We start from the raw sequence: 21151 nt of genomic DNA on the forward strand, positions 1-21151 counted from the left end.
AGGGGCAGTATGGCCATGGTGAACTCCTCGCACAATGCAACCATGGACTGACTGCCCGCCTCAGGAGATCGGGCTTGACACCGATGCTTCGGTTGGCGTGCGCGAGAACGCCTCACCCCTCAGTTCAATCAGCCTTGGTCCAGCTGAAAACAAGCCATTTGTATCGTGACGTCTCTTCAGGCTCGGCCGTGTAGGTCATCTGCATGTCGCCGCCCTCGGTGTAGATGTCAAGCCTGGGTGCCGTGTCCAGTTCGAGCCACACGGAATCGTTCTTGAACGACCATGTCCCGCACCAGACGCAAGGCCCCGATGCCGGGTCACCCGGTTGGTGAAAATTGTAGCGGCCGTCCGCCGTGATCTCCAGATAGTCGAAGGCGCCATAAAAGGCGGTCACAGTCTGCTGAAATTCGGTCGCAGCCGCTTCCTGGTCGGGCTTCGCCGGCTCTTTCAGATCACGCGGTGGCCGGATTGCGGACCCTGCGATGCTCCATTTGCCGATGAAATCCTTTTCGGTGGGAAGATATTCCGTTTGCGCCTGCGCGGTCGAAACCGGAGCGATTGTCGGCGCATAGGCCGCGCTGGCGATGCCGATTGCGAGAAGCATTCCTGCGATGCCTGCAGCCTTGATTCGATTGCGCATCAGCTGCGCTCCTTCCGCGACGGGTTTGGGCAGATTCCAAAAACGAGATCACCCCCCGAGCTAGGGCCCGTGGGCACGCTTTTGGGCAACATGGATCAATCGAACAGGCTCGACACGGACTCTTCGGTCGCTGTGCGCGAAATCGCCTCGCCCATCAGGTCGGCGATGGAGATGACGCGGATATTCGGGGCGTCGAGCACGCCTTGCGTCGGCTGGATGGAATCGGTGATCACCAGTTCCTGCAGCTTCGAGCCGCTGATCCGGGCGACCGCACCGCCCGACAGCACGCCGTGGGTGATATAGGCGGTGACGCTGGTAGCGCCGTTGGCGAGCAGCGCATCGGCGGCGTTGCACAGCGTGCCGCCGGAATCGACGATGTCGTCGATCAGCAGGCAATCCTTGCCGGCGACCGCGCCGATGATGTTCATCACTTCGGATTCACCGGGACGTTCGCGGCGCTTGTCGACGATGGCCAGTTGTGCGTCGAAGCGTTTGGCGAGCGCGCGGGCGCGCACCACGCCGCCGATGTCGGGCGAGACGACGACGACATTGGCAAGCTGTTTGTATTTTGCCTTCACGTCACGGGCCATCACCGGCACCGAGAACAGATTGTCGGTCGGAATGTCGAAAAAACCCTGGATCTGGCCGGCATGGAGGTCGAGCGTCAAGACGCGGTCGACGCCGGCGCGGGTGATCATGTTGGCGACCAGCTTCGCCGAGATCGGTGTGCGGCCCGAGGCCCGGCGATCCTGCCTGGCGTAACCGAAATATGGGATGACCGCGGTGATGCGCTTGGCCGAGGAGCGCATGAAGGCATCGATCATGATGAGCAGTTCCATCAGATGATCGTTGGTCGGGAACGAGGTCGACTGCAGGATGAAGACATCCTCGCCGCGCACGTTTTCCTGGATTTCGACGAAGATTTCCTGATCGGCGAAGCGTCTGACGCTGGCCTTGCCCAGCGGGACATTGAGATAGCGGGCGACCGCTTCGGCCAGCACCCGGTTGGAATTGCCCGCGAAAAGCTTCATGCACCGTTCCTGGCGAAGGATGGGGAGGTCCTCTTAATCGGGCTTGTAGCGAGCCGTGCCGGTATTGCAAGCCTCGTTGACGGGAATCCGCCGGCTAATCTCAAAAACGTCAACAGTGAACGGAAGCCGGTAACAGGCGGATCAGCCGGCGCTGCCGCCGAGCCAGGCCGCGAACTGGTCGATCGTCTGGTCGGCGATCGCCTGCATGGTAGCGGGTGCAACCGCGGGCCAGCCTTCGGCGGCATTGACCGAGGGCGCCTTCTGCTGGCCATTGATGCGGTGTAGCCGGTTGCCCGCGGGGTCATAGACGTCCCAGACATAGATAACGGTGGTGTCCTTGGCTTCCGTCATCGTCGAGAAGTAGCCCTTCAGCACATGGGTGGCGGCTTGGTCGGCGCTGCCGGCAAGGGTGATGCCGCGCTGCTTGGCGCGTGTCTGCAGTTCGGCCGTCAGCGGCGTTGCCGCTTCCACCGAGGCGCCGACGATCGGCGCGATCTGCAGCCGGGTCTTCGACAAAGCGGCGGCGCTCTGCGCGGGATTGGCGGGTGTCGTGGCGCCGACGGCCGGCGCTGGTGTGGCGGCGGGCGCGATGCCCGGGGCAGCCAAGGGCTGAGCCGGTTGGGCCGAGGCTGCCGGCGGCGTGATGGCGGACGGCTCAAGGACGTCCTTGGCATTGGTGCAAGCGGCCAGCACAAGCGCTGCGAGCAATGACACGGTCGTCACATGCGATCGTCTCATCTGCCCGAAAACTCCTTAGTCGCGAACGCCCCCGCGTGGACCAACCATTATGGATTCACTGTACGATCAAGTCGAGATCATGGCGCGAAAGCGGCTTCGGCTGGGATTCGGTGGTCAGGTAGGTGCGGCCAAGCGTCATCGCCGTCTCGGTTTCGGAGTCCATGATGATCATGTGCGCGAACAATGTCATGTTGGGCGCGATCGGCTCGGGATTCCCCTGGTAGAACATCGGCATGTCCATCCAGGACGGGGTGAAGCGGGCGCCGACGGAATAGCCGCAGGCGTTCAACCGATGCTTGGTCAGGCTGTGCGCCTCCAGCGTGCGGGCATGCGCGTCGAACACGTCGCCGAAGGTGTTGCCGGGCGTCATCGCCTTCTCGACCGCCAGAAGAGCCGCGCGGGCGGCGTCGAACAGCTCCTGATGGCGCTTCGACGCCTTGCCGGTCAGCACGGTGCGCATCATCGGCGCGTGATAGTGATGGAACACGCCGGCCCATTCGAGCGTCAGCTGATCGTTCTTGGTCAGCTTGCGGCGCCCGGCCTTGTAGCGGCAGAGCAGCGCGTCGATGCCCGAGCCGATGATGAATTCATTGGCCGGATAGTCGCCGCCGCCGGCAAACACCGCGCCCTGCATGGCGGCAAGGATCAGCGCTTCGTCGCCGCCCTGCTTGATCAGCGGCAGGGCCGCTTCGAGCGCGTCATCGGAAAGGTTGGCGGCCTTTTCGGCCTTGGCGATTTCAGCCGGGCTCTTGAACAGGCGCAGACGGCCGACAATACCGGAGGCGTCGGCGATCTGGCCGAAGGTCTGCAGCTGCTCGTCGACGCGGCGGCCATTGAAGGCGGTCAGGCCATGGGTGTCGTATTCGACGCCGATGCGGGCGCCGAGGAGATTGAGGTCGTTGAGCAGGTTGCGGAGGTCGACCGCCGGGTTGGCGCCGTCGCGGTCGGTCCACAGCACGATGTTGTCGACGATCGATGTGTGGCGCGCCTGGCGCAAATCGGCCGAGCGGGTGAGCAGCACCATCGAGCCGTCAGCCTTCACAACCAGGCACTGGAAGAAACAGAAGCCGAACGTGTCGTAGCCGGTTAGCCAGTACATGCTCTCCTGGGCGAAAAGCAGTACAGCATCGAGCTTCTTTTCCGTCATCTCGATCATCAACCGGTCACGCCGGGCGTCAAATTCCGACCGTTCGAAATGCAGCGCCATTATCCGTTCTCCAAAACAATTGCCGAAACCTGCCGACCGTAGTCCGGTTCCTTGCGATGCGTCGCGCGCCGGTAGGAAAAGAAGAGATCCTCCTCGGCATAGGTGCAGCGGCCAAGCCCCTCGGCGGTCACGCCAGCCTTCTTCAGCCGGTCGACCGTATAGAGGTTGAGATCGAACATTGCATGCGCCGGATTGGCCGAAGGCGCGAAATAGCCGATGTTTTCGGCATCGGCTTCGACGAAACGGGCGACGAATTCCGGCCCGACCTCGTAATTGTCGGGGCCGATCGAAGGACCGAGAACCGCAATGATGCGCTCACGGCGGGCGCCGAGGCTTTCCATCGCGGCAATGGTGTTTTCAAGCACACCGGTGAAAGCACCCTTCCAGCCGGCGTGTGCAGCGCCAATGATGCGCGCTTGCGCATCGGCGAACAGCACCGGGCCGCAATCGGCCGTCGAGGCGCCGATGGCGATGCCCGGCCGGTCGGTGACGATGGCGTCGGCCTTGGGCCGCGGGCCGGGAAAGGGTTCCCTGGCAATAACGACATCGGGCGAGTGGACCTGATGCGCGGTCAGGAGATGGCTGGCCGGCACACCCATCCAGGCAGCGACGCGGCGGCGGTTCTCGGCGACCAGCATCTGATCGTCATCCGACCCGGTGCCGATGTTAAGTCCCTGATAGATGCCGCCGGAGACGCCGCCGATACGGGTGAAATAGCCATGGCGGATACCTCGTGGCTTGGCCGCTTCCAGCAGCGGCGAGCGAACAGGATCCGGTTTGGTCTGATTCAGCATGGATGGGTTTGTTGTCCGCGCCGGCGTTTTCGTCAAGGCGAAGTTCGGCCGAGTGATTGCGACAGTGCTGCCGCGTCGACTTTGCATTGGCCAAAAGCAGGCATGCGACCACAAGCGACATGGCGGGACGGCTTGTAACGATCTCTGAGGGTCAGACTGGCTGATGCGGCAGGATTTTCAGGATTTTGAACAGCGTGCCCATGCCGTCGGGTCCGGCCAGGCGCTCGACGGCATCGGCAATGGTTTGTCGTGCCTCTTGGCTTGCCTGGCTGCCCAACTGGCCAGCTCGCTCAAGCAATCCCATGCCAAGCAGAAAGTCGCCCTGCGTCGCCAATTCCACATCGAGGCCATGCGCCCGCACGACGGCGGCCAGTGCCGCGAAGTCGACATGGGCGGTGAGATCGGCTTCGCCGGGATTGGCCAGCACATCTTCTGGGGCGTGCCTGCGCACGGCCTGCAATGTGTCGCCGAAACCGGGCTGGAGATGGCCGTAATCAGGGAACAGCCCGGCGCCGCCGTGGTCGGCTATGCGTTCGGCAATGGTCGCCATCAGTGCCGCGCGGGCCGGTGCTATTTCGAAAATAGAGCCTTGTGGCGCCTCGGCGGCGTCTTCCGGCAGCAGCATCGCCTCGACCGAGCCGGCGCCGGCGAAGAAGCTCAACTCGTCTGAGACATCGAGGCCGATCACCCGTTCGCGCCAGCCGGCGCCGGCGCGGATGAACTGGCGGATCGGCACAGCGTCGAACAATTCGTTGCCGACAATCAGCAACGGCGCCTGCGGTAGTGTGGCGATGGTTTCGTGCCAGCCGAGCTCAACCGAAGTTTCGGCAAGCGTCTGCTTCTGGATTTCAGTCAGCCGCGGACTGGTCTCGACCAGAGCGAAGGATGCTCCGGCGGCGATAGCCGGATCGAGCCGCGTCAGGGTGCGAAGCATGTCCTTCATCAGCGTGCCGCGGCCAGGCCCGATCTCCGCGATGGTGACCGGCAGGGGTCGGCCGATCGCCAGCCAGGCCTGATAGAGCCAGACGGCGACGAGTTCGCCGAACATCTGGCTGATCTCGGGTGCGGTGACGAAGTCGCCGGCGGCGCCGAACGGCTCGCGCGTGGTGTAGTAGCCGTCGCTGGGATCGAACAGGCAGAGCGCCATGTACTCGTTGACGGGGAGGGGGCCGAGCGCGCCGATCAGGTCGACGATGCGGGTCTTCAGCCGTGTCATGCCGGCTGTGGTTGCGGCGCCGGTTTGGCTGTGGCCATCGCCCAGATACCGGCCAGCACCATCGGCAGCGACAGCACCATGCCCATGGTGAGCCAGCCGCCGAGGAGGTAGCCGAGCTGCTGGTCGGGCTCGCGGAAGAACTCGACGAAGATGCGTGACAGGCCGTAGCCGCAAATGAAGGCGCCGCCGACAAAGCGCGGCGTCTTCAGCTTCAGCCGCGAATGGGTGAGGAAGCGCAGGACCAGGAACAGCACCGCGCCCTCGAGCAGCGCTTCGTAGAGCTGGCTCGGATGGCGAGGCTCCAGGCCCGCGACACAACCCGCCACGGTCTGCTGGAGACGCTCGTTGCAGAAGACGACGCCCCACGACACGTCGGTCACGCGACCCCAGAGTTCGGCATTGACGAAGTTCGCGATGCGGACGAGGCCGAGCCCGACCGGCACGCCGGCTGCCACCACGTCGAACAGCGTCCAGGTGCGGATGCCGCGCTTGAGGGAAAACAGCGTCATGGCGAGGATGACGCCAAGCAGGCCGCCATGGAACGACATGCCGCCCTGCCAAACGGCGAAGATGTCGAGCGGGTGGTCGATATAGCGCTTTAAATCGTAGAAAAGCACATAGCCGGTGCGTCCGCCAAGCACGACGCCGACGGCAGCCCAGACGATGAAATCGTCGAGGTCGATCGGCTTCATCGGCAAGACGCCATCAGGCCACAGCCTTGTGTTGGTGACGAGCCGCTTGGCGTACCACCAGGCGAACAGGATGCCGACGATATAGCCGATGCCGTACCAGTGCACAGCCAGCGGGCCGATCTGAACCAGGATCGGGTCGATGTTGGGGAAGGACAGCGACGCCATCGGCAGCGGGAAATAGTCGTTCAACAGGATCTCCTGGGAGGGCTCGCGTTAGGGCGCGGACCATGCGGCAGGGCTTTGGCGGGGTCAAGGCAAGGTGACGGTAGCCTGATCGTCAGAGATAATGGGCTCAACCCTGCGGCTTGCCGGCGACCAATTGCCTGAGCGCATCGTTGATCCTGTCTTGCCAGCCGGGGCCATCTTCCTGGAAATGGTCGAGCACGGCGCGATCGATCCTGATCGAGACAAGCTCGCGAACGTTTGGTGCGGCGGAGGGTTCGCGAATGGGAGGCGCGGGTTTCTTGACCGGCTTGAAGGCCGCTTCAGCGGCTTCCATCGGATTGGTCGGTCGGCGCGGGGGCGTTGCCATTGGTTGATCCTGAATGAGAGTGACTCTTGCCTGGAGCAAGTCGTGAGGAAAACTAGGCCGCTGGTCTGTGAAGACCAGTAACTTCACTTGGTTCTCTCTGCCATTGCCCTGTATTTGGCTTCAAGCCTGTCCAGCACCTCGTCGCCAGGCTAGACCCGGCCCGCACCGGCATCCGAAATGCCCTTTGCGAGTGCTGCATCGAGTGCTGCAAAGCGCTTCTCCAAGTCCGCACTGTCCGTCACGGCAACCGTCGTTCCAAGAATCCATTTGCGATAATAGCAATCTGTCGGCCGGACCGTGAGCCAAATCGCGTCCGACATGAAGCCGCACCAGCTTCAACGTTCTTGCATTCCGCAGGCAGTGCCACTACGTCAATTCCAGCAAGCGAGGATTTGCCATGTCGACCGGACCGAACCGCATTCTCGATGAATTCGCCAAGCTGATGACCGATGCCGCGGGTGCCGCACAAGGCGTGCGCCGCGAGGTGGAGACTGCCTTCAAGGGGCAGGCCGAGCGCATCCTCAACACCATGGATGTGGTGCAGCGCGAGGAGTTCGAGGCTGCCCGCGACATGGCTGCCAAGGCCCGCGAAGAAAACACCAGGCTGGCCGCCCGCATCGACGCGCTCGAGGCCAGGCTTGCCGAATTGACCGGACAGGCCGCACCTGCGGCTGCGGCAAAGCCCAAAGCAAAAAAATAAAATTTGAACTTTTCCACAAAGCACAATCCGAAAAAATGCTTTGCCGTGAATCGTTTACCGGCAATGCATGAATCTTTGTGACAGCGCCTTTCCACATGCTGATGACGCAGTGCGAAAAATTAGGCTGTTCACGCGACTCCCGATCAATAGACTGAATTTGTTGCATGATTCGGAGCAGGGTCATGCGGCCGGGCGGTGGGGTCCGGTCCGGGGTCTTTGTGTCGTGAAGTCCTGGCCGTCCGAGTTCAAGACAAGATTGTTCGTCGTGTGTGCCCCGCGGAGCGTGTGGCGCTCCCCTGAACACAGGAAGCATTCCATGGAACTTCTCGAACTCGAATTCTCCCGCGAAATCCATCCGGTGGATGTCATCGAGCAGGTCGCCCATAACAATGACTGGTCCTTCGAACGGGCCGGCGATGACGAAATCTCGATCTCGGTTGCCGGCAGCTGGACCGATTATCACGTCTCCTTCTCGTGGATGGAGGACTTCGAGGCGCTGCATCTGGCCTGTGCTTTCGACATCAAGGTGCCGGAAGCCCGCGCGCTGGAAGTGATGCGGCTTTTGTCGCTGATCAACGAGCAGATGCTGTTTGGCCATTTCGATCTCTGGGAGCAGGAGGGCGCGATCATGTTTCGCCAGTCGCTGCTGCTCGCCGGCGGGGTCGAACCGTCGAGCCAGCAGGTCGAGGTGCTTTTGTCGTCGGCGCTTGAAGCCTGCGAGTGCTATTTCCAGGCCTTCCAGTTCGTTGTCTGGTCGGGAACCTCGGCCAAGGATGCGCTGGCCGGCGTCCTGTTCGAGACCTATGGTAACGCTTGAGCTTCCATGAGTTCGAGCAGCGCGCGCAAGCCCGAGATCAGCTTTGCCGATTTTGATCGTGTCGACATCCGTGCCGGCACGATCGTCGAGGCCGAGCCTTTCCCCGAGGCGCGCAAACCCGCGTTCAAGCTGAAGATCGATTTCGGCCCTGAGATCGGCGTGAAGAAATCCTCGGCACAGATCACGAAATACTATGCGCCGGAAACGCTGGTGGGACGGCAGGTGTTTGCGGTGGTGAATTTCCCGCCGCGCCAGATCGGTCCGTTCATGTCGGAAGTGCTCACGCTCGGCTTCCCTGATGAGGAAGGCGCCGTGGTCCTTGGCGCCATCGAGCGCAAGGTGCCGGACGGCGGCAGGTTGTTTTAGGAAGATTGCGTCAGGCGGCCAGCTTGCGCCTTGTGCTCAGCGCCTCTTCGACCGTGTCCATGAACATTTCGGCGCAGGCTTTCCAACTGTAGCGCATGGCGCGTTCGCGCGCCTCGGCGCGGTCGACATTGAGCGCGGCGAGCGAGGCCTCGCGCAGATCGGTCGACACCGAGCCGCCGATGCCGTCGCCGACAATGTCGATCGGTCCGGTGACCGGATAGGCGGCCACCGGCGTGCCGCTGGCCAGCGCCTCGATGATGACGTTGCCGAACGTGTCGGTGCGGCTGGGGAAGACGAAAACATCAGCCGAGGCGTAGATCTCGGCCAGCTCATCGTTCGGGCGATGGCCGAGGAAATGCGCCTGCGGGTACTTCGCCCTGAGCCTGGCCAGTTCCGGTCCTTCGCCGACGATCACCTTGCTGCCGGGCAGGTCGAGATCGAGGAAGGCGCTCAGGTTCTTCTCGATGGCGACGCGGCCGACGCACAGGAATACCGGGCCAGGGAAGCCGAGGTCCTTCTTCTTGTCGGGGCGGAAGTGATCGGTGTCGACGCCCCGCGTCCACGGCCTGAGCTTGGTGAAGCCTCGCGACGCAAGGTCCTCCGCCAGCGACTGGGTGGCGACCAGCGTGCCTTGTCCGGAATTGTGGAAATCACGCAGCCAGCGATAGGCCCAGCTCTCCGGCACCGGCAGGCGGGCGCTGAGATATTCGGGAAAGCGGGTGTGATAGCTGGTGGTGAAGGGACGGCCGGCATTGCGGCAATAGCGCCGCGCCATGATGCCGAGCGGGCCTTCGGTGACGATATGGATATGGTCGGCCTTGCGAGCCTCGATCAGCCGCGCGACATGGCCGGGCGTGGTCAGCGCCAGCCTGATGTCGGGGTAGGTCGGCAACGGCAAGGTGCGAAAGATGTTCGGGGTCAGGAAGTCGACCGCAACGTCGAAGGTTTTCAGCGTTTCGGTGAGCCGCTCCAGCGTGTGGACGACGCCGTTGACTTGCGGCCGCCAGGCGTCGGTGACCATCAGGATGCGCATGGCGGTCCTTTGCTCGGGTCGACGGTTGCCTTGATGCGATAGCGGTACGGCCCGGCTGCCCTCGCTTCGCTCCACCGCACCCGGGCAGGCACGAGGTCGAAGTAAGGCGGCTGAGCCGAATCAACTGAGGTCGCGCGCTTCATGCGCGCTCTTGACCATGGTTTCATGACGCGCGGATGAAGGTGGTTTTTGGCCGAGCCCGACTTCCAGATCATGCTTTGGTCAGGCGGGCACCTTGATCACCGCCCGCAGGCCGCCGAGCGGGCTGTCTTCCAGCATGATGTCGCCGCCATGGCTGCGGGCAATATCGCGGGCGATAGAGAGACCAAGGCCGGTGCCGCTGGCGTCGAGGTTGCGCGCCTCGTCGAGCCGCACGAACGGTTTGAACACGTCCTCGCGCTTTTCCGGCGGGATGCCCGGACCGTCATCGTCGATGGTGACGACGAGTGAGCCGCGGCCGTGATCGGCGCTGATCTCCACCGTCTTGGCATAGCGCAAGGCATTGCCGGCGACATTGGACAACAGCCGGGCGAAAGCGTGCGGGCGCACATGCACGTCCGGATCACCGGCAAGCACGGTCGATAGCTTGCGCTTGTGCAGCGACGCCTCCTCGCCGAGCTTTTGGAAATAGGCCTCGAGATCGAAATGGCCGGCATCTTCCGACGCTTCGCCGCGGGCAAAAGCGATATAGCCTTCCAGCATCGACTGCATGTCGTCGATGTCCTGGTTGAGCGCGGCCTTGGTCTCGGGCTTGCCGCCGGCCAGCGCCAGCTGCAGCTTGAAGCGGGTGAGGATGGTTCTGAGATCGTGGCTGACGCCGGTCAGCATGGCGGTGCGCTGTTCCAGCTGGCGTTCGATGCGCTCGCGCATCTGGATGAAGGCAAAGCCGGCCCGGCGAACCTCCTCGGCGCCGCGTGGGCGGAAATCGCGCGGCATCGGCCGGCCCTTGCCGAAGCTTTCGGCGGCCTCGGCCAGAGACAGGATCGGCCGGATCTGGTTGCGAAGGAAGGGGATGGCAATCGTCAGCAGCACCAGTGACGTCCCGACCATCCAGATCAGGAAGATGTGGGTGTTGGAGGCATAGGCCTGGCTGCGGCGCACGAAGACGCGCAGCACCTTGCCCTCGAGCTGGATGCGGACCTCGACGATGTTGGAATTGCCGACCGTGTCGATCCAGAACGGGCGGTTGATCTGGCGGGTGATCTCGGTGGAAAGGACGTCGTCAAGGATCGAGAAGAAGGGCTTGGGTCCAGGCGCCGGCAACGGGTCGGGCGGCAAGAGGTCGACCTTCAACTGCATGCGGTCCTGGGCGATGCGGATGATGTTCGCGTAGTCGCCATCGTGCGGATAGGTCTCGATCATGTCGATGATCGCGGCGATGTCGCGCACGGTGGCCTGCGACAGGCGCTGCGTCACGGTTGCCCAGTGGCGTTCCATGAAGTCGAAGGCGACGACCGACTGCAGAAGGATCATCGGCGCGATGACGATGATCAGCGAGCGGGCATAAAGCCGCTTGGGCATATAGAACGCAACCAGCCGCCAGAACCGCTTCCAGGCACGCGGCATTGCTTTCAGCGCGCGTGATACGCGCGCGCCAAAGCCGCCCTGTTCCGGCCGTTCCAGTTGCGTGGTCGCCATTTGTCCTTTCGCTGGGTCGATGGCCGCTGGTCGATGGCCACACATCTATGGCCAAGGGCGGCCGTCAGCGGCATTCTATTCCACGCTGAGCCGATACCCAATACCGCGCACCGTCTGCAGCCAGACCGGATTGGACGGATCGCGCTCGATCTTGCGGCGCAGGCGGTTGATCTGGACGTCGATGGTGCGCTCGCCGACTTCCGAATCGTCGCCGACAAGCTCGTGACGCGGGATCGTTTCGCCGGCCCGCGCGGCAAAGATCGCCAAGATCTCCTGCTCGCGGTCGGTCAGCTTCAGCGCCTCGCCGCCCCGCTTCAGCTCGCGCCTGGCGATCTGGAAGGTGTAGGGGCCGAAGACCAGCTGCTCGACCTTGGGCGTCGTCGCCGGGCCGCCGCGGCGCAGAATGTTATTGATGCGCAGGATCAGTTCGCGCGGGTCGAAGGGCTTGGGCAGATAGTCGTCGGCGCCGGCCTCGAGCCCAGTGATGCGGCTGTCGGTTTCCGATAGCGCGGTGAGCATCAGGATCGGTACGTTCTTCTCCGCCCGCAGCGCCTTGGTGAGGTCGACGCCGGTCTCTCCGGGCATCATGACGTCGAGGACAAGGAGGTCGAAGTCGAGTCCTGCAAGCTTTCGCCTGGCCTCGCCGGCATTTCCGGCGACTGTGACGCGAAAACCATTTTCGGTCAGATACTGCTTGAGCAAATTGCGAATGCGGGTGTCGTCGTCGACCACAAGCAGATGCGGCGCGTCATCGTCCGGCGCCGTCGGCTGGTCCACCCTCTCAATGGTCTCCATGGCTTTTCCCTGACATGTTTGCAGGCACAATGTCGATCTGCGCCCTTAGTTCCGGATTGACCATGGCTTCCAGGAATCGTTCGATCAAGGGACGCTCGCTGGCTCCGGAATCTTCCAATGCAGCACGGATGCGGCGTGACTGTGGCCGCGCCAGGGCCAGCGCCAGGGCGCGCCCCTTGGCTGTCGGATAGAGCTCCCGCTGGCGGCGGTCGCGCGGACCCTGCAATTGCACGATATGGTCGGTGTCGATCAACTGCTTGAGCACCCGCGCCAGGCTCTGCTTGGTGATCTTGAGCACGTCGAGCAGTTCAGCGACCGTCAGTCCCGGCCGGCGGTTGACGAAATGCAGCACCCGGTGATGGGCGCGGCCAAAGCCGTAATCGGCCAGGATCTGGTCCGGATCGGAAGTGAAATCGCGATACGCAAAGAAGAACAGTTCGATGATGGCGAAGTCGATGCCGTCCTCGTCGGTGATCGGCGTCTTGATCGGTTTTCCGGCAGCTGGGCTTCGATCCGTCATCATTTCTCCGTCCATAGAGGGAAATTATGTCAGTACTATTGACGTAATTTCCCCGCAATGGTAATTTTTGACAAGCTTTTCGGCTGAATGCGAACGAAAAGGCAAGGGAGTGCGGTTTTTCCGGAACTTCCTGAGTTTGCCAGAGTTCGATTCTCCGCTTACGCTTCAAGGGCCGCCCGACGCGGCTGTCGCGCAACAAGAACAACACTAATGATGTGCGGGTCGCCGCCCGCGGGAGGTTTCCATGGCATCCGTTCCCTTCGACCAACTGGACGGCTTCATCTGGATCAACGGCGAGTTCGTCAAATGGGCCGATGCCAAGATCCACGTGCTGACCCACGGCCTGCACTATGCCAGCGCCGTCTTCGAGGGCGAGCGCGCCTATGGCGGCGCCATCTTCAAGCTCAACGAGCACACCGAGCGTCTGCATGAATCGGCGCGCCTGCTCGGCTTCAATATTCCCTATTCCGTGGCCGAGCTCAATGACGCCTCGACCACGCTTCTGAAGAAGCAGGGTTTCCAGGACGCCTATGTCAGGCCGATCGCCTGGCGCGGCAGCGAACAGATGGGGGTGTCGGCGCAGAACAGCCGCATCAACTGCGCCATCGCCATCTGGCAATGGCCGAGCTATTTCGACCCGGCGCAGAAGCTCAAGGGCATCCGTCTCGATCTGGCGGAATGGCGCCGGCCCGATCCGCGCACCGCGCCGTCGAAGTCGAAAGCCGCCGGCCTCTACATGATCTGCACCATGTCCAAGCATGCCGCCGAGGCCAAGGGCTATGCCGATGCCATGATGCTCGACTGGCGCGGCCAGGTCGCCGAAGCAACGGGCGCCAACATCTTCTTCGTCAAGGATGGCAAGATCCACACGCCGAAGCCCGATTGCTTCCTCGACGGCATCACCCGCCGCACCGTCATCGGCCTCGCCAAGGACCGCGGCCTTGAAGTCGTCGAGCGCGCCATCATGCCTGAGGAACTCGAAGGCTTCGAACAGTGCTTCCTCACCGGAACGGCAGCGGAAGTGACGCCGGTCTCCGAGATCGGTCCGTACCGATTCGAGGTCGGCGAGATCGCCAAGACTTTGATGAACGACTATTCTGCTGCGGTGCAACCTAAGCATGCGATAGCCGCAGAATAACGAAAGTCACAGCTTTTTTCGCAAGCAGGGGCGGTTTTGAGGCCGGCCCCTTTATTTCAGCATCTGTGCATTTGACTTTCGTACAATTCAGCGTCTCATGATGGTGTCGGCCCGGGAGGCTGGCAGCTATGGAGGGACTAGGTACATGGATACGAATACGCTCATTGCGCTCGTTGTACAGGTAATTGCAGGTGTTGTCGGTGGTCAGGCGGTCGGCGTTGCGCTGAAGAATGCGGCGATGGGCCAGTTGACCAAAATCCTCGGCGGCGCGGTTGGCGGCGTTGGCGGGGCGGCGATCCTCGGCAGCCTGCTCGGCGGCACGGCCGACCCGGCAGCGGCTGCAACGGCAGCGGGCGGATTGGGCGATACGCTGAACCTCAAAAACCTGCTCGGCGGCGCCGGCGGCGGCGCCATCCTGACCGGCATCATCGGTGCGGTCATGGGCGCGATGAAGAAGTAAGCCTCTAGATCATTCACCGTTTCACGGCGAATGATCTAGTTTGTTGTTTTACCCAATTCCGGACGGAAAACCGCTTTACACTTTTCCTGGAATTGCTCGAGACTCAGGCTTCGTCAAATGGGCGGCCGTTGGGCCGCCCATTTCTGTTTTGGGACGGACTGTTTGCCTTTCAGCAGTGGACGGCCTTCGCCCGCGCCTCTACATCACGCTGGAACAGCGAAAGGACAATCATGGGTCAGCTCAATGCCGGCATCGTGCCGGTCACGCCTTTCCAGCAGAACTGCACCATCCTGTTCGACATGGATGACAAGCATGGCGTCGTCGTCGATCCGGGCGGCGACATCGACAAGGTGCTGGCGGTGCTGAAGGACAATGCGATCACCGCCGCTGCGATCTGGATCACCCATGGCCACATCGATCACGCCGGCGGCGCCATGGAGCTGAAGGAAGCACTCGGCATCGAGATCATCGGCCCGCACGAAGCCGACAAGCTATTGCTCGACAATCTCGAGAACCAGGGCCAGCGCTACGGCATTGCCGGGGCGCGCAACTGCGTGCCCGACCGGTTTCTCGCAGAGGGCGAGACGGTTTCGTTCGGCTCACATATGTTCGAGGTGCTGCACTGCCCCGGCCATGCGCCCGGCCATGTCGTATACTACAATCGCGCGGCGAAGTTCGCTCATGTCGGCGACGTGCTGTTTCGCGGCTCGGTCGGGCGCACCGACCTGCCGGGCGGCGACCATGCGGCGCTGATCGCCTCGATTAAGAACAAGCTTTTGCCGCTCGGTGACGAGATCGGCTTCATCTGCGGCCACGGCCCGGGTGGCCGCTTTGGCGAGGAGAGGCGGACCAATCCCTTCCTGACTTAGCGATGTCTTTCTGCCAAAAAAAAAGCGCTGGCCTTGCGGTCAGCGCTTTTTGTGGGACAGGGAAGCTCAATTCGCGACGCAGAAATGCTGCTCACCGTCATTGCCGGTGAACGTGCCGCTGCGGGCATTGAAGCTCCGGTAGCGGTCCGAGCAGTATTCGTACCAGTCGCGGGTCCACGGCTCGGCATAGCGGTCGGCATAGACGACCCGCGGTTCGGCATAGTAACGGCGCACCGGCGCCGGCCGCACTTCGCGGTAGTCGTAATCGTCATCATAGCTGCTGTAGCGCGGCTGCGGGTTGCTCAGCGCACCGGCGATCAGAGCGCCGGCCGCAAGGCCGACGACACCGGCCGCAAGCGCGTCGCCATTATGATGACGACCATGGCCATGATGCCAGTGGTTCCAGTCCTTGGCATTGGCGGCAGGCAAGGTGGCGAGGGTGGTCGCGGCGAGAGCGGCGCCCAGGATGGCGGTCTTGAAAATGCGATTCATTTTGGTCTCCTTCGTGCCGGCCCGGATAGTTTTCGGGGATGCGGTCCAGCCTAGGGGACGATTAATAGAAGACCGTGGCTGAACGGGGGCTGAACGGAATTGGCTGATACGATCCAGTTCTTGCGGCAAAACCAAGCGCGTACGCAAGGCGCTCCGCCTCGTCAATCTCCGTCCGGACTGTCTTGAGCCGGCTTAGCCGACCGACAGGTTGACGGCCTTTGGACCCTTGCCGCGCTTGTCCGGCTCGGTGTCGAATGTCACTTTTTGTCCATCCTCCAGACCGGAAAGACCCGAAGCCTGCACGGCCGAAATATGAACGAAGACATCCTTCTGCCCGTCGTCGGGCGTAATGAAGCCGAAGCCTTTGGCATGATTGAAGAATTTGACGGTGCCGGTCTGCGGCATGGGAAGCTCCCTTTGATCCCATAAAGTCCAGTTTCGGGCCGGCAAATGCCCGAAGGGAAATTTGTCCTTTATTTTAGCGCTATCGGCAAGAGAAAGTTTTGGCGACGGCGGCAACGCTGAAGGCTGCTCAAATAGATCGTGGCACCGAAGGCAATTCGCGCCAGACGATTGCTCCGGCGATCAGCCACGGCATTGACCGATAAAGCGTCCTTTGCCTCCGGCGACGGCGTCATGAAAAAGGCGCAACGGGAAACGTCGCGCCTTCGAAACTCTGGACGGCTGACAAAGCCGGTTCAAACACGCTTTAGGTGCTTTTTCGAGCGCCCTGACGGGCGCGCGGGCACCGCCGGTTCAGGCCGCGCGGAGGTTGACCGCCTTCGGACCCTTGCCCATGCGGTCGGGTTCAACGTCGAAGGTGACCTTCTGGCCGTCGACGAGGGTACGCAGGCCCGAGGCCTCGATCGCGGAAATGTGGACGAACACATCCTTGGCGCCGCCGTCGGGCGTGATGAAGCCGAAGCCTTTGGTCGCGTTGAAGAATTTAACGGTGCCGGTCTGGGCCATTGGGGAAACTCCTTCACCCGTGTCAGTCTTATGGTTTGCCCGCCGCCTGGCATCGTGGGCAAGTCCCGGTGGTTGCTTCGGCAGTCCTGCATTTGCGCATGGTAAAACCCCCCGCCGAAAATGGGGCCGTCAGAGATTCACAGTATCGGGGAAAGGTCGTCCAAAACGTTCCGCTCTCCGGGTCGCAAATGCCCGAACACAAAATTTATCGCACGGAAACGTGATCGTTGCAAGATAGCGCCGCGGGCCGCGTCCATCGACGCATCCCAACGAAGGCGTTTCGATAAACCTGGGTTCTTAAGAGTTCATCAGCCAGAGCCCGGCCACGCATGGTCCAGCGGTTTGGTCCAGGGCCAAAGCAATGCGCGGGCCGGGCATCGCATGGCTCCCGCGCCGCAAACGGGGGTTGCATTTGGCAAGGGAATGGCGAGGATCGACAGGCGCGTTTTGCGCCGGGGACGGGGGTCTCGAGGGAGGCATATTCATGAGATTTCTTGCGACGATCTTCTCGCGCCAGGGTTTTACTATTCTCTTCCTGTCGGGTCTTCTTGCGGCCTGCACCGTCGTCGTTGATGACGGGCCGGGACCACGTCCGCGCCCGCCACGGCCGGAACCGGAATTCTGCACCAGGCAATACGAGCCGGTCTGCGCGCGGCGCGGCGGTGACCGCCAGACCTTCGCCAATGCCTGCCTTGCCGAACGGGAAGGCTACCGCATCGTTCGCGACGGCCCTTGCCGCGACGGCGGCGGTGGTGGCGGTGGTGGCGAAGAGCCGACATTCTGCACGCGCGAATACGCCCCGGTCTGCGCCCGCCGCCATGGCGAGCTGCGCACCTTTCCCAACGCCTGCGAGGCCCGTGCCGCCGACTACCGCGTCGTCGAGGACGGCCCCTGCTGATTTTTCCTTCTCCCCTGTCGGGTGAGTCCGCCGGAGGCGAATTCACCGTCCCACTGACACGATAAAAAAGGCGGCGAATGCCGGGACCCTGCGAAGCAGCGGGGACCGGGCGGGTGGACCGGACCACCCTTGGTCCTTCGCAGGCTCAGGGCGTTCGAAACTCGAAAAGCCAACAATTGGCTTTTCGTCTGCTGCGCGGACCGCTTCTCACCCCCAAGGGAGAAGGCAAGGTCGCGGATCGGAGTGGTTGCCTACGCCGAATACGCCCCGTCGGCCGGGCCGGCATAAAGCTCTGCGCCGTCCTCGTCGCAAATGCGCAGACGGTCGGGGATCTGCGGCATGGCGAGGCTGTGGAACAGCGCGGTGGCGCCCTGCAGGGCGGCGCGCAGGTTCGGCGCGTCCAGCGATACCTTGTCGAGCGTGGCTTCGTCGACGTCGCGCGAGCGGCTCGACGAAGAACGTCAAGCAAGCCTCCGTTGCAGAGTTTTGGGCGAGATCGTCAGTCCGAGATCGTCAGTCCATTGCCGGCAGGTGCGCCAGGCGCGCCCTGCCTGGTCAGCCCTTCGACTTCGGCTTCAGGCTGCTCTCTGCCTGCTTGACCGAGGAACCGAACGGGGAGGCGGCCTTGGCCACCACCTTGTCTTTCTTGGGCTTGCGCGTTTCGCGATTGCTGCGCTGCTGACCCTTGGCCATCCGTCTGCTCCTTCGTACGTGCTGGGTGGGTGCGGTGTCAGACTGCCTGGCTGTCGGGGACAGCCGGGGCGTCCGCTACTTCGAGGTTGTCTTCCGTGGTGACCCGCTCATAGGTCTCCTCCTCGCTGCGGATGCGATATTGCGGCGAGCCATCCTTGACCGGCAATCTGCTCTTGATCTGAAACAGCTCGGCGGTCTTCTGGGCGAGCCCGCTGCGGCTCTTCATGCGCACGGTCTGGCCGATGGCGAAGAGGTGCGAGGGCGTGTCGGTGCGCGGACGCGCATTCTGCTGGAAGCGGATCATGCTGCGTTCTCCTGGTCGCGCCTCAGCGCTGTTTCGAGTTCGAGGTAGTCGATGGCGACAAGCTGGCTGGTGGCCGGGTTCTTCACCGCCCTTGCCGGCAAATGGATGAAGGTGGCGACGCGACGCCAGGCAAGCCGCGACATGCCCTCGATCAGCTCTTCGTCGTGATCGATGTCATAGTCGCCGGCCGGCAGTTGCCCTTCCAGCCCGCCAAGCACGAAGGGTGCCGCGAAATGGGCGATGGAACGGGTGGTGCGATCCGGCATTGGCTTGGCTCTGGTTCGTCGATGCTTTCCGGCATCAACCGGGAACTCAACCATCGGCGATTGGAATGAGTTTGGCGGGTCGAGTATCTCCGACGCCGCTATATGCCAAGCTTGACCCAAAAAACGATCTCAGATCAATAATCCGAAATTGTTGGCTATTCAAGCTGATTTCCGCCACGGCTCGACCGGTATAAAAAATTTCTCGTATAAACCCCTAATAAATCTGCTATCGTGGAACAATATCAGCCAATTTCTTATTTAGAGCGCATCGGAATAATTATTCCGGTGCCCCTAAGATTATTTTTTACGAAAGGCAAAAATATATGAGATTCATGAAAACGCCGGATCGTCCGACCGCAACAATCGAGCCAATCGTCCTCTTCCCCAAGGCAATATCAGTGCGCCTGACGATAAGAAGCGACGAAGCGGCACGGCGCAAGATTGCCGACACCGACGGCACGCAACGGCGGGAGCGCCGGCTCGCCGAGAGCAACCGGCTGATTTGAACGCTACATTTCCTGGAATTCCTCTAGAGTTTCGAAGAGGTCCGCGCCCTTGGCGAGCCCACTCTTCCCTTGAACCTGCAGCGCCGATGGCCTAGATCGCGGCAAGCGGACAAAACACGGCAGGTTTCCCATCAACAGAGATCAGAGAAGAGCGGCGGGTGCTGGAGCTGGCGGACAGCCGCCGCTGGGCCTCGACCAATATGTGCAGCAGGCGCTGCAGCTGCATCAGGCCGGGCGCCGGCAGGAGGCCGAGACGCTGTACCGGCAGGTGCTGGCGCGCAAGGCCAATCACCCGGCAGCGGCGCATTTCCTGGGCCTGTTGCTGCACCAGACCGGGCGCAACCCCGAAGGCCTGGAGCTGATCGAGCAGTCTGTGCGTCTGCAGCCGAAGAATCCCGATTTCCTCAACAATCTCGGCACGGTGATGCGCGATCTCGGCCGCATCGCAGCGGCCGCCGATTTCTTCCGCGGCGCGGTAGATCTCAAGCCCGACCAGCTCGCGGCACGCGACAATCTGGGTTCGGCGTTGAAACAGCTCGGCCAGTTCGAGGCTGCGGAGGACATCTATCGCGGCACAATCGGGCGCAATCCCTTCCATGTCCGCGCCCGCATCGGGCTTGCCGAAACGTTGCAGGAAGCCGGTCGTCTGGACGAGGCGCTGGCGACCTTTCGCGAGGCGCTGACGATCCGGCCCAGGGATGCCGACCTGTTGCACGGGCTCGGCGTCGGGCTGATGGAAAAAGGCAAGCTCGATGAGGCGGCCGACCTGTTCCGGCAGGCGCTGGCGATCACGCCAGGCATGGCAAAAGCCTGGCTGATGCTGACGCAGGTCAAGCGCCAGAAGGAGCGCGACGCCGAACTCGCCGGCATGGAGGCCCAGCATGCCAAGGCGCCGGCCGACAGCCTGGCGCGCATGCAGCTGTCCTTCGGTCTCGGCAAGGCCAATGACGATTTGAAGGACTACAACAGGGCCTTCGACTATTTCGCTGAAGGCAATGCGATCCGCCGCAAGGGCATCGATTATGATCCGGTCAGGACGCGGGCCGAATTCGAGGCGATGAAGACGGTGTTCAACGCCGGCTTTTTCGAAAAGCACAAGCCAAGTGCAATCTCCGACGACACGCCGATTTTCGTCGTCGGCATGCCGCGCTCCGGCACCACGCTGGTCGAACAGATCATCGCCAGCCATCCACAAGTCTATGGCGCGGGCGAGCTCAGCATGTTGAAAACCGCGGTCGGCAAGCAATTTCCGCTGACCATGCCGGGAGGTTTCCCCTGGGGACTGGTCGATGTATCCGACGCGGAGTTTGCGGAGGCGGGCCAAGCCTATCTCGACATGCTGCATGAGCGCTATCCCAACTTCAGGCATGTCACCGACAAGATGCCCGGCAACTTCCTGCTCATCGGCTTCATCCATATGATGCTGCCGAAAGCCAAGATCATCCATTGCGCGCGCGATGCGGCGGCGACCTGCCTTTCGATCTACAAGGTGCATTTCCGCGGCGACAACCACCGCTACGGCTATGATCTGGGCGAGCTCGCCGATTTCCACAACATCTACACCGACATCATGGCGCATTGGCACGATGTTCTGCCGGGCGTCGTCCATGACGTGCGTTACGAGGATTTCGTGGCCGACCAGGAGGGACAGACGCGGGCGCTGATCGGGCATCTCGGCCTGTCCTGGGACGACAAGGCGCTGTCGTTCCACGAGACCGACCGCCCGGTGCGCACGGCCTCGGCCGCGCAGGTGCGCCAGCCGATGTATCAGGGCTCGGTCGATCTCTGGAAGCGCTATGGCGACAGGTTGAAGCCGCTGCTGGACAAGCTGGCCTGA

The 21151-nt window shown here is 62.4% G+C and carries 28 protein-coding genes; 9 read left to right on the plus strand and 19 right to left on the minus strand.

Going from position 1 to position 21151, the window contains the following annotated elements:
* Positions 1-124: 124 nt before the first annotated feature.
* The 9 genes from NKI64_RS06930 to NKI64_RS06970 all read right to left on the minus strand — a co-directional run bounded on the left by NKI64_RS06930 (position 125) and on the right by NKI64_RS06970 (position 7170).
* Positions 125-640, minus strand: a complete 516-nt coding sequence (locus NKI64_RS06930) for a hypothetical protein (protein ID WP_023670049.1) — start codon at positions 638-640, stop codon at positions 125-127.
* Positions 641-735: 95 nt separating this feature from the next.
* A complete protein-coding gene (locus NKI64_RS06935; RefSeq protein WP_023686119.1) occupies positions 736-1671 on the minus strand; it encodes a ribose-phosphate pyrophosphokinase in 936 nt (311 codons plus the stop codon).
* 141 nt (positions 1672-1812) lie between these two features.
* A complete protein-coding gene (locus NKI64_RS06940; RefSeq protein WP_352667183.1) occupies positions 1813-2409 on the minus strand; it encodes a hypothetical protein in 597 nt (198 codons plus the stop codon).
* A gap of 55 nt (positions 2410-2464) precedes the next feature.
* Entirely contained in the window at positions 2465-3616 is a 1152-nt protein-coding gene (locus tag NKI64_RS06945) for a M24 family metallopeptidase (RefSeq protein ID WP_352667186.1), read from the minus strand.
* Entirely contained in the window at positions 3616-4410 is a 795-nt protein-coding gene (gene pgeF, locus NKI64_RS06950) for a peptidoglycan editing factor PgeF (RefSeq protein ID WP_023705898.1), read from the minus strand. The genes NKI64_RS06945 and pgeF overlap by 1 nt, the downstream gene beginning before the upstream one ends.
* 151 nt (positions 4411-4561) lie before the next feature.
* Positions 4562-5626: a class I SAM-dependent methyltransferase gene (locus NKI64_RS06955; RefSeq protein ID WP_352521345.1), complete on the minus strand. Its 1065-nt coding sequence runs from the start codon at positions 5624-5626 to the stop codon at positions 4562-4564.
* Positions 5623-6507 carry a prolipoprotein diacylglyceryl transferase gene (gene lgt / locus NKI64_RS06960; protein ID WP_023672032.1) on the minus strand — a complete coding sequence of 295 codons (885 nt, stop codon included), beginning with the start codon at positions 6505-6507 and terminating at the stop codon, positions 5623-5625. The genes NKI64_RS06955 and lgt overlap by 4 nt, the downstream gene beginning before the upstream one ends.
* A 103-nt stretch (positions 6508-6610) precedes the next feature.
* Positions 6611-6850 carry a BrnA antitoxin family protein gene (locus tag NKI64_RS06965; protein ID WP_023683720.1) on the minus strand — a complete coding sequence of 80 codons (240 nt, stop codon included), beginning with the start codon at positions 6848-6850 and terminating at the stop codon, positions 6611-6613.
* A 149-nt stretch (positions 6851-6999) separates the two neighbouring features.
* Positions 7000-7170: a hypothetical protein gene (locus tag NKI64_RS06970; protein ID WP_352667190.1), complete on the minus strand. Its 171-nt coding sequence runs from the start codon at positions 7168-7170 to the stop codon at positions 7000-7002.
* 77 nt (positions 7171-7247) lie between these two features.
* On the opposite strand from NKI64_RS06970, the gene NKI64_RS06975 reads away from it, so the two are divergent.
* From NKI64_RS06975 to NKI64_RS06985, 3 genes are all read left to right on the plus strand, one after another.
* Positions 7248-7550 carry an accessory factor UbiK family protein gene (locus tag NKI64_RS06975; protein WP_023711152.1) on the plus strand — a complete coding sequence of 101 codons (303 nt, stop codon included), beginning with the start codon at positions 7248-7250 and terminating at the stop codon, positions 7548-7550.
* Positions 7551-7866: 316 nt separating this feature from the next.
* The gene (locus NKI64_RS06980; protein ID WP_006202532.1) at positions 7867-8367 is read left to right on the plus strand and encodes a type III secretion system chaperone family protein; all 501 of its coding nucleotides are present in this window, start codon (positions 7867-7869) and stop codon (positions 8365-8367) included.
* Positions 8368-8373: 6 nt separating this feature from the next.
* Positions 8374-8733 carry a tRNA-binding protein gene (locus tag NKI64_RS06985; RefSeq protein ID WP_023672028.1) on the plus strand — a complete coding sequence of 120 codons (360 nt, stop codon included), beginning with the start codon at positions 8374-8376 and terminating at the stop codon, positions 8731-8733.
* Between the two features lie 10 nt (positions 8734-8743).
* On the opposite strand, the gene NKI64_RS06990 is transcribed toward NKI64_RS06985, so the two are convergent.
* The 4 genes from NKI64_RS06990 to NKI64_RS07005 form a co-directional block, all read right to left on the minus strand.
* The gene (locus tag NKI64_RS06990) at positions 8744-9766 is read right to left on the minus strand and encodes a glycosyltransferase family 4 protein (RefSeq protein ID WP_023737822.1); all 1023 of its coding nucleotides are present in this window, start codon (positions 9764-9766) and stop codon (positions 8744-8746) included.
* Positions 9767-9988: 222 nt separating this feature from the next.
* Entirely contained in the window at positions 9989-11404 is a 1416-nt protein-coding gene (locus NKI64_RS06995) for an ATP-binding protein (protein ID WP_023672026.1), read from the minus strand.
* A 75-nt stretch (positions 11405-11479) separates the two neighbouring features.
* A complete protein-coding gene (locus NKI64_RS07000; protein ID WP_023672025.1) occupies positions 11480-12199 on the minus strand; it encodes a response regulator in 720 nt (239 codons plus the stop codon).
* On the minus strand, positions 12186-12719 hold the full coding sequence (locus NKI64_RS07005; RefSeq protein ID WP_023683723.1) for a MarR family winged helix-turn-helix transcriptional regulator: 534 nt from the start codon (positions 12717-12719) through the stop codon (positions 12186-12188). Before NKI64_RS07005 ends, NKI64_RS07000 begins: the two co-directional genes overlap by 14 nt.
* A gap of 244 nt (positions 12720-12963) precedes the next feature.
* Here NKI64_RS07005 and NKI64_RS07010 point away from each other — a divergent pair, with 244 nt between their 5' ends.
* The 3 genes from NKI64_RS07010 (at position 12964) to NKI64_RS07020 (ending at position 15186) form a co-directional block, all read left to right on the plus strand.
* A complete protein-coding gene (locus NKI64_RS07010) occupies positions 12964-13857 on the plus strand; it encodes a branched-chain amino acid aminotransferase (protein WP_023672023.1) in 894 nt (297 codons plus the stop codon).
* 145 nt (positions 13858-14002) lie between these two features.
* Positions 14003-14317: a hypothetical protein gene (locus NKI64_RS07015; RefSeq protein ID WP_023672022.1), complete on the plus strand. Its 315-nt coding sequence runs from the start codon at positions 14003-14005 to the stop codon at positions 14315-14317.
* Positions 14318-14547: 230 nt separating this feature from the next.
* Positions 14548-15186 (plus strand): MBL fold metallo-hydrolase, encoded by a 639-nt coding sequence (locus NKI64_RS07020; RefSeq protein ID WP_023695789.1) that lies wholly within the window; start codon positions 14548-14550, stop codon positions 15184-15186.
* Between the two features lie 66 nt (positions 15187-15252).
* On the opposite strand, the gene NKI64_RS07025 is transcribed toward NKI64_RS07020, so the two are convergent.
* The 3 genes from NKI64_RS07025 to NKI64_RS07035 all read right to left on the minus strand — a co-directional run bounded on the left by NKI64_RS07025 (position 15253) and on the right by NKI64_RS07035 (position 16647).
* Positions 15253-15678 carry a BA14K family protein gene (locus NKI64_RS07025; protein ID WP_023737823.1) on the minus strand — a complete coding sequence of 142 codons (426 nt, stop codon included), beginning with the start codon at positions 15676-15678 and terminating at the stop codon, positions 15253-15255.
* Positions 15679-15870: 192 nt separating this feature from the next.
* A complete protein-coding gene (locus NKI64_RS07030; protein ID WP_023672019.1) occupies positions 15871-16083 on the minus strand; it encodes a cold-shock protein in 213 nt (70 codons plus the stop codon).
* Between the two features lie 351 nt (positions 16084-16434).
* Positions 16435-16647 carry a cold-shock protein gene (locus NKI64_RS07035; protein WP_006202520.1) on the minus strand — a complete coding sequence of 71 codons (213 nt, stop codon included), beginning with the start codon at positions 16645-16647 and terminating at the stop codon, positions 16435-16437.
* 484 nt (positions 16648-17131) lie between these two features.
* Here NKI64_RS07035 and NKI64_RS07040 point away from each other — a divergent pair, with 484 nt between their 5' ends.
* A complete protein-coding gene (locus NKI64_RS07040) occupies positions 17132-17545 on the plus strand; it encodes a Kazal-type serine protease inhibitor domain-containing protein (RefSeq protein ID WP_023672018.1) in 414 nt (137 codons plus the stop codon).
* A gap of 555 nt (positions 17546-18100) precedes the next feature.
* Here NKI64_RS07040 and NKI64_RS07045 read toward each other — a convergent pair.
* Genes NKI64_RS07045 through NKI64_RS07055 form a run of 3 tightly spaced genes read right to left on the minus strand, consistent with a single transcriptional unit; the run spans position 18101 to position 18808 of the window.
* Complete coding sequence (locus NKI64_RS07045) at positions 18101-18238, minus strand: hypothetical protein (RefSeq protein ID WP_023683725.1); 138 nt, start codon at positions 18236-18238, stop codon at positions 18101-18103.
* Between the two features lie 37 nt (positions 18239-18275).
* Positions 18276-18542, minus strand: a complete 267-nt coding sequence (locus NKI64_RS07050; RefSeq protein WP_023672015.1) for a hypothetical protein — start codon at positions 18540-18542, stop codon at positions 18276-18278.
* A complete protein-coding gene (locus NKI64_RS07055) occupies positions 18539-18808 on the minus strand; it encodes a hypothetical protein (protein ID WP_023672014.1) in 270 nt (89 codons plus the stop codon). The genes NKI64_RS07050 and NKI64_RS07055 overlap by 4 nt, the downstream gene beginning before the upstream one ends.
* A gap of 323 nt (positions 18809-19131) precedes the next feature.
* Between NKI64_RS07055 and NKI64_RS07060 the strand changes: the two genes are divergently transcribed.
* On the plus strand, positions 19132-19314 hold the full coding sequence (locus tag NKI64_RS07060; protein WP_023683727.1) for a hypothetical protein: 183 nt from the start codon (positions 19132-19134) through the stop codon (positions 19312-19314).
* A gap of 202 nt (positions 19315-19516) precedes the next feature.
* The gene (locus NKI64_RS07065; protein WP_023691564.1) at positions 19517-21151 is read left to right on the plus strand and encodes a tetratricopeptide repeat-containing sulfotransferase family protein; all 1635 of its coding nucleotides are present in this window, start codon (positions 19517-19519) and stop codon (positions 21149-21151) included.

It is taken from the genome of Mesorhizobium sp. M0478, assembly GCF_040321305.1.
Classification (GTDB): domain Bacteria; phylum Pseudomonadota; class Alphaproteobacteria; order Rhizobiales; family Rhizobiaceae; genus Mesorhizobium.

Excerpts from the sequence above, each read along its gene's own strand:
- NKI64_RS07045 (WP_023683725.1), bottom strand. The coding sequence starts at position 18,238 with ATGGCCAAGGGTCAGCAGCGCAGCAATCGCGAAACGCGCAAGCCCAAG.
- NKI64_RS07000 (WP_023672025.1), bottom strand. The coding sequence starts at position 12,199 with ATGGAGACCATTGAGAGGGTGGACCAGCCGACGGCGCCGGACGATGAC.
- NKI64_RS07005 (WP_023683723.1), bottom strand. The coding sequence starts at position 12,719 with ATGACGGATCGAAGCCCAGCTGCCGGAAAACCGATCAAGACGCCGATC.
- NKI64_RS06965 (WP_023683720.1), bottom strand. The coding sequence starts at position 6,850 with ATGGCAACGCCCCCGCGCCGACCGACCAATCCGATGGAAGCCGCTGAA.
- NKI64_RS07020 (WP_023695789.1), top strand. The coding sequence starts at position 14,548 with ATGGGTCAGCTCAATGCCGGCATCGTGCCGGTCACGCCTTTCCAGCAG.
- NKI64_RS07055 (WP_023672014.1), bottom strand. The coding sequence starts at position 18,808 with ATGCCGGATCGCACCACCCGTTCCATCGCCCATTTCGCGGCACCCTTC.
- NKI64_RS06930 (WP_023670049.1), bottom strand. The coding sequence starts at position 640 with ATGCGCAATCGAATCAAGGCTGCAGGCATCGCAGGAATGCTTCTCGCA.
- NKI64_RS07035 (WP_006202520.1), bottom strand. The coding sequence starts at position 16,647 with ATGGCCCAGACCGGCACCGTTAAATTCTTCAACGCGACCAAAGGCTTC.
- NKI64_RS06975 (WP_023711152.1), top strand. The coding sequence starts at position 7,248 with ATGTCGACCGGACCGAACCGCATTCTCGATGAATTCGCCAAGCTGATG.
- NKI64_RS07015 (WP_023672022.1), top strand. The coding sequence starts at position 14,003 with ATGGATACGAATACGCTCATTGCGCTCGTTGTACAGGTAATTGCAGGT.
- NKI64_RS06970 (WP_352667190.1), bottom strand. The coding sequence starts at position 7,170 with ATGTCGGACGCGATTTGGCTCACGGTCCGGCCGACAGATTGCTATTAT.
- NKI64_RS06990 (WP_023737822.1), bottom strand. The coding sequence starts at position 9,766 with ATGCGCATCCTGATGGTCACCGACGCCTGGCGGCCGCAAGTCAACGGC.
- NKI64_RS06985 (WP_023672028.1), top strand. The coding sequence starts at position 8,374 with ATGAGTTCGAGCAGCGCGCGCAAGCCCGAGATCAGCTTTGCCGATTTT.
- NKI64_RS07040 (WP_023672018.1), top strand. The coding sequence starts at position 17,132 with ATGAGATTTCTTGCGACGATCTTCTCGCGCCAGGGTTTTACTATTCTC.
- NKI64_RS07060 (WP_023683727.1), top strand. The coding sequence starts at position 19,132 with ATGAGATTCATGAAAACGCCGGATCGTCCGACCGCAACAATCGAGCCA.
- NKI64_RS06935 (WP_023686119.1), bottom strand. The coding sequence starts at position 1,671 with ATGAAGCTTTTCGCGGGCAATTCCAACCGGGTGCTGGCCGAAGCGGTC.
- NKI64_RS06945 (WP_352667186.1), bottom strand. The coding sequence starts at position 3,616 with ATGGCGCTGCATTTCGAACGGTCGGAATTTGACGCCCGGCGTGACCGG.
- NKI64_RS07025 (WP_023737823.1), bottom strand. The coding sequence starts at position 15,678 with ATGAATCGCATTTTCAAGACCGCCATCCTGGGCGCCGCTCTCGCCGCG.
- pgeF (WP_023705898.1), bottom strand. The coding sequence starts at position 4,410 with ATGCTGAATCAGACCAAACCGGATCCTGTTCGCTCGCCGCTGCTGGAA.
- NKI64_RS07030 (WP_023672019.1), bottom strand. The coding sequence starts at position 16,083 with ATGCCGCAGACCGGCACCGTCAAATTCTTCAATCATGCCAAAGGCTTC.
- NKI64_RS06955 (WP_352521345.1), bottom strand. The coding sequence starts at position 5,626 with ATGACACGGCTGAAGACCCGCATCGTCGACCTGATCGGCGCGCTCGGC.
- NKI64_RS06940 (WP_352667183.1), bottom strand. The coding sequence starts at position 2,409 with ATGAGACGATCGCATGTGACGACCGTGTCATTGCTCGCAGCGCTTGTG.
- NKI64_RS06995 (WP_023672026.1), bottom strand. The coding sequence starts at position 11,404 with ATGGCGACCACGCAACTGGAACGGCCGGAACAGGGCGGCTTTGGCGCG.
- NKI64_RS07010 (WP_023672023.1), top strand. The coding sequence starts at position 12,964 with ATGGCATCCGTTCCCTTCGACCAACTGGACGGCTTCATCTGGATCAAC.
- NKI64_RS07050 (WP_023672015.1), bottom strand. The coding sequence starts at position 18,542 with ATGATCCGCTTCCAGCAGAATGCGCGTCCGCGCACCGACACGCCCTCG.
- NKI64_RS06980 (WP_006202532.1), top strand. The coding sequence starts at position 7,867 with ATGGAACTTCTCGAACTCGAATTCTCCCGCGAAATCCATCCGGTGGAT.